6 protein-coding genes are annotated in these 6,343 nt (G+C 37.2%); 3 read left to right on the top strand and 3 right to left on the bottom strand.

Annotation, left to right across the window (positions count from 1 at the left end):
* Nucleotides 1–234 precede the first annotated feature (234 nt).
* Together AACU95_RS14980 and AACU95_RS14975 are read left to right on the top strand one after the other, a co-directional pair.
* Nucleotides 235–1,704, top strand: coding sequence for an alanine/glycine:cation symporter family protein (locus AACU95_RS14980; protein WP_004243466.1), 1,470 nt, complete (start codon nt 235–237; stop codon nt 1,702–1,704).
* A gap of 130 nt (nt 1,705–1,834) precedes the next feature.
* Nucleotides 1,835–2,719 carry a peptidoglycan recognition protein family protein gene (locus AACU95_RS14975; RefSeq protein WP_012368044.1) on the top strand — a complete coding sequence of 295 codons (885 nt, stop codon included), beginning with the start codon at nt 1,835–1,837 and terminating at the stop codon, nt 2,717–2,719.
* 67 nt (nt 2,720–2,786) lie between these two features.
* Here AACU95_RS14975 and brnQ read toward each other — a convergent pair whose 3' ends face one another.
* The 3 genes from brnQ to AACU95_RS14960 all read right to left on the bottom strand — a co-directional run bounded on the left by brnQ (nt 2,787) and on the right by AACU95_RS14960 (nt 5,757).
* A complete protein-coding gene (gene brnQ, locus AACU95_RS14970) occupies nt 2,787–4,139 on the bottom strand; it encodes a branched-chain amino acid transport system II carrier protein (RefSeq protein WP_004243464.1) in 1,353 nt (450 codons plus the stop codon).
* A 301-nt stretch (nt 4,140–4,440) separates the two neighbouring features.
* The gene (gene yidA, locus AACU95_RS14965) at nt 4,441–5,247 is read right to left on the bottom strand and encodes a sugar-phosphatase (protein ID WP_004248301.1); all 807 of its coding nucleotides are present in this window, start codon (nt 5,245–5,247) and stop codon (nt 4,441–4,443) included.
* Nucleotides 5,248–5,370: 123 nt separating this feature from the next.
* Complete coding sequence (locus AACU95_RS14960) at nt 5,371–5,757, bottom strand: helix-turn-helix domain-containing protein (protein WP_004243460.1); 387 nt, start codon at nt 5,755–5,757, stop codon at nt 5,371–5,373.
* A 217-nt stretch (nt 5,758–5,974) separates the two neighbouring features.
* On the opposite strand from AACU95_RS14960, the gene mgrB reads away from it, so the two are divergent.
* Nucleotides 5,975–6,271: a PhoP/PhoQ regulator MgrB gene (gene mgrB, locus AACU95_RS14955; protein WP_004243459.1), complete on the top strand. Its 297-nt coding sequence runs from the start codon at nt 5,975–5,977 to the stop codon at nt 6,269–6,271.
* Nucleotides 6,272–6,343: the final 72 nt, after the last annotated feature.

Genomic DNA, 6,343 nt, shown 5'->3' with positions numbered 1-6,343 from the left:
TTCTAGTTAATAAGATGATTAAATAGAATGATTAAATAATAAAAAAATAAACAAAAAATATACATATCGTATAATCTTGTGTTACATTTAAGTCGCTTTTTAGACAATCATTTTTGATATGAGATAAAGACATACATAAGCCATTTATTGGTTCAATTATAGGTGTTTATCTGTTTTTTATTTCAATAGCGATGTAAGGATAGGTTATATACGTTATTACATAAGGGGATTAATTTGACAGGGCTAATTAACTTTGCAAATAACATTTTATGGGGATATGTACTTATTTACTTACTCCTTGGTGTGGGTATTTATTTCACTATTCGAACAGGATTTATTCAAATCCGCCATTTTGGTCATATGTTTTCTATTTTAAAAAATAGTCATAAGTCAGATAAATCAGGTATCTCTTCATTCCAAGCTTTATGTACAAGTTTAGCTGCACGTGTTGGAACAGGTAACTTAACCGGTGTAGCAATTGCGCTGACCGCAGGTGGCCCTGGGGCCATTTTTTGGATGTGGGTAGTTGCAATTATAGGCATGGCGACTTCCTTAATAGAAAGTACATTAGCACAGTTGTATAAAACTAAAGATGATGAAGGTAACTATCGCGGTGGCCCTGCTTATTATATGACAAAAGGTCTCAATATGCGTTGGATGGGCGTATTATTCGCCATTTTCCTCATCATTGCCTTCGGACTTGTTTTTAATGCGGTACAAGCTAACTCAATAGCGCAAGCAGCTGCATCAGCATTTAATTTCGATCCATTATATGTTGGTATTGGACTGGTGGTGATGAGCGGCTTTATTATTTTTGGCGGTCTACGTTGGATTGCGCGTGTTGCTGAGCTGGTTGTACCCATTATGGCTATCGCCTATTTATTATTAGCATTTTGGGTTGTCGCAGATCATTTTGAACGTTTACCTGAAGTGTTTATGCTAATTTTTAAAAGCGCATTTGGTTTACAGGAAGCCGCAGCAGGGGCAATTGGCTATGGTATTAGTCAAGCGATGACCCAAGGTATTCAACGCGGCCTATTTTCTAATGAAGCAGGTATGGGATCTGCACCTAATGCCGCCGCTTCTGCAACACCTTACCCACCTCATCCAGCATCGCAAGGTTATATTCAGATGTTAGGGGTATTTATGGATACCTTGGTGATTTGTAGTGCGACTGCAGTGATTATTTTATCCTCAGGTGTGTTAGATAATTATCAAGATGGTATTAATGGTATTCAGTTAACCCAGCTAGCATTATCGTCAACTGTCGGTGGTTGGGGGAGTACTTTTATTGCTGTTGCGATTTTTTTCTTTGCCTTTACATCGATTATTGCAAATTATGCCTATGCTGAAAGTAATATGATTTTTTTAGGCCGCAATCATATGACAGGGCTATTCTTACTCAGATCAGCCGTACTGGCGATGGTGATGTTTGGTGCTTTGGCTGAAATGCCGTTAGTGTGGAAAATGGCTGATCTCTCGATGGGATTGATGGCTGTCACTAACTTAATTGCCATTATTTTACTTTCAGGCGTCGCTTTGAAGTTAATTAAAGATTATAACCAACAGCGACAAGCTGGTGTATTACCCACTTTCAATATTCGCCAATACCCTGAATTACAAAATGATATAGAGCAAGGTATTTGGGATAAAGAGCCTTTACCTAATGAACCGTTAGTCCGCTGTGAAAAGGTGAGGCAATAATTGAGCAAGTACGGTATTCATTAAAAAATTATTAAAAAAAAACCAAAATACAAAACCCATATTTTTTAATATGGGTTTTTTGTCTACAATTTAGCCTTAAATTTATAGTCTAATGTATTCAGGATGGATAATGATCTTTAGTCGCTACAGTCTCTTTTTACTTGTTACTTTGGGGTTGCTTTCAGGTTGTGTTCAGCAACCTCAGCTTATTGATAGGGGGGATTATTTTGCACAAGTTGTTCCCAATAACCCTGGGCAAGATAATCGCGTAAAATTTTTAGTTATGCACTACACCGCCGTTGACGATAAAGAATCGTTAAAAACGTTAACTTCGGGAAATGTAAGCAGTCATTATTTAATTCCTACCAAACCAAATTATGTTGATGGTAAGCCGGTTGTGTTTGCTTTAGTGAGTGAAGATAAAAGAGCATGGCATGCAGGGCTAAGTCAGTGGGGAAATAGTGCAGGTTTGAATGATGGTTCAATTGGTATTGAGATAGTGAATTATGGTTATAACGATCAGGGTACATTAAGAGAGTGGTTACCTTATACCGCAGAACAACTCTCAACCATTACTATGATGATGAAAGATATTATTCAACGCTATGGTATTGAACCACAAAATGTAGTCGGGCATAGTGATATTGCACCACAACGCAAAGTTGATCCAGGGCCACTTTTCCCATGGGCTGAATTAGCGAAACAAGGAATAGGCGCTTGGCCAGATGATGAAACAGTTACTTTCTATTTAGCGGGAAGAGCTGCATCGGAGCCTGTTGATATTGCTAATTTTCAAACCTTGTTAGCGAAGTATGGTTATCAAACACCAACAACAGGGATATTAGATCCTGAAACGCAAAAAGTGGTTAGCGCATTTCAAATGCATTTTAGACCAAGTGATATTAAAGGTATTCCTGATGCGCAGTCAGAAGCTATTTTAATGGCGTTAATTGATAAATATCGAACTAAGTGGATACAGCCATCAACTGAGCCAATAAAACATTCAGATAATTGATCGTTATTAAGGATAAAAACTAGCCCCAAAGTGACCATTTACTTTGGGGCTAGTTGCAATAATAGATTTATTTTACTGTATTAGGTGTAGCAATTTCTGTGTCGGTTTCTTTAAAACTGAGACTAATTAGTAATGAAATTGCGAATGCAATAATACCCGGTAATAACCAACCTAGCCCATACTCAGACAGTGGAATGTAACTAAATAGTTGTAATAAATCTCCATTTAGCCATTTTAACTGTTTTAATGTGTCAAGTAGGCTCATTAAAACAATGACACAGATTGTAAAGCGGTAAGTAAAACGCGGTGATTTTAGTTTATGGCGAACAAATTGTAGTAAGACTAGTGTCACCGATGTTGGATAAATCATTAATAATGCAGGAATAGTGACACGTAATAAGGTATCAAGACCAAAAGTAGAGACTAACGTCGTTAACAGTGTAAATACTACAACCCAGAAGCGATAGCCTAAACGATGATGGAATGTCGCAAAGTAGTCTGCCGCAGCACTAGTAACCCCGACTAAGGTTGTCATACTGGCTAATAAAACAATCCCGCCCATCAACCAAGTACCGACAGAGCCAAATAAAGCGTCTACGTAGCGTGAGAAGATTTGACCACCGTTAGTGGCATTTAGTGCCGGATCAGCAAAAACAGATACTGCGTGACTTGTGGCACCTAAATAGAATAAACATAAATAAAGGGCGGCTAAGAGTAAAACCGAAATCATCCCCGCTTTTATGGTGATAAAACCAATTTGTTTAGGATTGGTGATCCCTTTGGTATATAACGCACGAGCGACGATCCCGCCAAAAGCCATAGCAGATAGCACATCCATGGTTTGATAACCGTCAATAATACCGGAGAAGAAGCCATTTACCGCATAAAGGCCGGTAGGCTCTTCAATAGGGGAAAGCGGTTTAGCCACTACAGCAATACCAACGACAACCAGAAGTATTAAGAGCGCTGGGGTCATGAATTTACCGATGGCACTGATCATCGTACCTTGTTTAAGCATAAAGAACATACTTAATAGGTTAAATATTAATGCGAAAGTCAGATGTGTCGTGGTATTTTTTTCAATAAGACCAAGAGGTAAAAATCCCATCTCATAGGCGGTGTTCGTGACCCGAGGCATTGCAAAGGTAGAACCGACAATCAGGTAAAGTGCAATCCAAAATAACACCGCAAACCATGATGGCAAGTCGATAGAAAGGCGTTCACCACGTCCACGAATAGCTACGGTGACTAAGGTTAAAAAAGGGAGTAAGACACCCGTAACCAAAAATCCTAATGACGTACTAAACCATTGGTTTCCAGATTGGAAACCTGCCATTGGAGGGAAAATAATATTACCAGCGCCAAGGAAAAGAGCAAAAACCATCATTCCAAGGACTAGCATGTCTTTTGTTGAAAGCATAACTAATACTACCTGTCTGAGAGAGAATATATTAATAATTTATACTTGTTATTCTATATTTAGCCTAATTACTAGGTAATTATCTTGTAAAAATAGTGTTTGAATAACGAAAAGAGAATTGATAGTAACAAATTCTGACGGAGATGTAAGAAGAAATAGGTGTTTAATCCTGATCCAGCAGGAAAAGGAGCATAATAAATGGCTATAAAGCAGGGGGGCAAGCAGTGTGATCCTCTAGCTAGGATCACAATTGCTATATAATTTTGTAGACATTAGTGATAAAACACAAAAAATATCGTGTTTAAATAAATTTATTGATAGCGACAGCAACACCGTGTTCTTTATTAGATAATGTAATAAATTTCGCCACTTTTTTGATCTCTTCAGGGGCGTTTCCCATCGCAACACCCAATCCTGCATACTGTAACATCGCTAAATCATTATCTTGATCGCCAATACACATTATTTTCTCTGGAGTGATTTTTAAATGTTCTGCTATTTTTTGTACCGCGTTTCCTTTATTGACATCGGTATTTAATATCTCAATAAAATAAGGAGCACTACGTAATATGCTGTATTGTTGATAGATATTAGCAGGTAAATATTGCATTGCGTTATCTAATACCGTAGGTGTACCAACGATCATAAATTTACTAAAGCGCATATCTCTTTGCATTTCGCTTAAGGGGCGATAATAGAGAGGTGTCCACGTTAAGAATGCTTCACGACAAGTAAAATGGCTAATATGGCGATTGGTGGTATAAATTTTATTATCACTTAAAACATGAAAGTGAACACCTATCTCACGGGAGAGATCTTCAAAATAGAGGTAATCTTCAAAATTGAGCAAGTCTTCGGTGATAATTTCACCATTTTCTGCTTGGTGAATTTGGCTACCATTATTGCTAATGCAAAAGTTATCAGATGTATCAAGATTAAGTGCTTTTAAATAGGGAGAGATGCCGTTAAAAGATCGCCCAGATGCAAGAACAATATGCACTCCAGAATTTTTAGCATGTTGGATCGCTTGATGTACTTCAGGTGTGATCTCATGTTGTTCGTTTAGTAACGTTCCATCTAAATCAATAACGATAAGCTTAATACTCATTATCATCCCCATATTAAAGTAAAGCAGTTAATGGTTGGTAAGGGCGAGGCATTATCATCACATAACTGGGGCTTTATTTATGTGACACGAAAGAGAATATCTCTATGCCACATAAAAGTCAGTCTAATCACAACAAAGTGATTGCAAATGTAAGGGCTGTTTTGTCTCTAACTCGATATTTTGATTTTGCCTAAAGTCAAATGGAGTGATGCCATACTCTTTACGAAACATATAAGTAAAGTGTGATTGCGAGCCAAAGCCGAAATCTAATGCAATATCAAATATTGAGCGGTCACTGGTGCGTAAAAGATGGATAGCCCCCGCTAAACGGCGTTGGCGAATATACTTTCCTAAAGAGGTGCCCGTGACTTCTTTAAAAATTTTCTGCATATGCCAAAGGGAATAGCCGGAGTAAGCCGCTAGCTCTTCAAGGTGTATTACGCGACCTAAATGCTCCTCAATCCATTTACTTAGCGCGCAAACTAATGCGAGATGATTATCTTGTGGCATTACAGTTCCATTCTATCGATGAAGTTAAGGTAAAAAACAAAATTAACTCCTTAATATTATACAAAAAGTGGCAAACAGAGAAATCCATATTAGTTGATTGCTGTTTCTATGTGTTGGCAAAATGTGTAATTAAAATAAAAATGCCTATTTTGCGTACAATTAAGAAAAAATAGTGCCAATTATCTGTTTTCTGTCGAGGAAGCATTTAACTTTCTTTATGAAAACTATGCTAAATTTAATCTTAGAGATAACTTATTGCGAATTTTATAACAACAGTGATAGGCGTTGTTATCGTATTAAAGCGAATGCCTATTTTGTAATAAGTACTATTAACAAAATGTATTTAAAGGATTTTAATTTGAACGCAAAGAAAATAATTATTAGCTTAATAATTATATTAGCTATCAGCTTGGGGTTGTACCTTGTGGCGTTAGATAATTTTTGCGATCAAGGCGAAGATTTTCAGCAAGGTATCTGTCGCTTTACCATCTTATTCCCCTCTAAGCAGCCGTAAAAAACCCGCTTTCTATGCTTTTTCCCCTCTATCACAAAATGTATTTGTTATTCAAGTCAGATTAGTGTTTTA

It is taken from the genome of Proteus sp. G4415, from assembly GCF_963896075.1.
Lineage (GTDB): Bacteria > Pseudomonadota > Gammaproteobacteria > Enterobacterales > Enterobacteriaceae > Proteus > Proteus mirabilis.
Note: the sequence above shows the minus strand (reverse complement) of the source record. Positions and strands in the feature narration are given on the sequence as shown.

Excerpts from the sequence above, each read along its gene's own strand:
- brnQ (WP_004243464.1), bottom strand. The coding sequence starts at position 4,139 with ATGCTTTCAACAAAAGACATGCTAGTCCTTGGAATGATGGTTTTTGCT.
- mgrB (WP_004243459.1), top strand. The coding sequence starts at position 5,975 with ATGAAAACTATGCTAAATTTAATCTTAGAGATAACTTATTGCGAATTT.
- AACU95_RS14975 (WP_012368044.1), top strand. The coding sequence starts at position 1,835 with ATGATCTTTAGTCGCTACAGTCTCTTTTTACTTGTTACTTTGGGGTTG.
- yidA (WP_004248301.1), bottom strand. The coding sequence starts at position 5,247 with ATGAGTATTAAGCTTATCGTTATTGATTTAGATGGAACGTTACTAAAC.
- AACU95_RS14960 (WP_004243460.1), bottom strand. The coding sequence starts at position 5,757 with ATGCCACAAGATAATCATCTCGCATTAGTTTGCGCGCTAAGTAAATGG.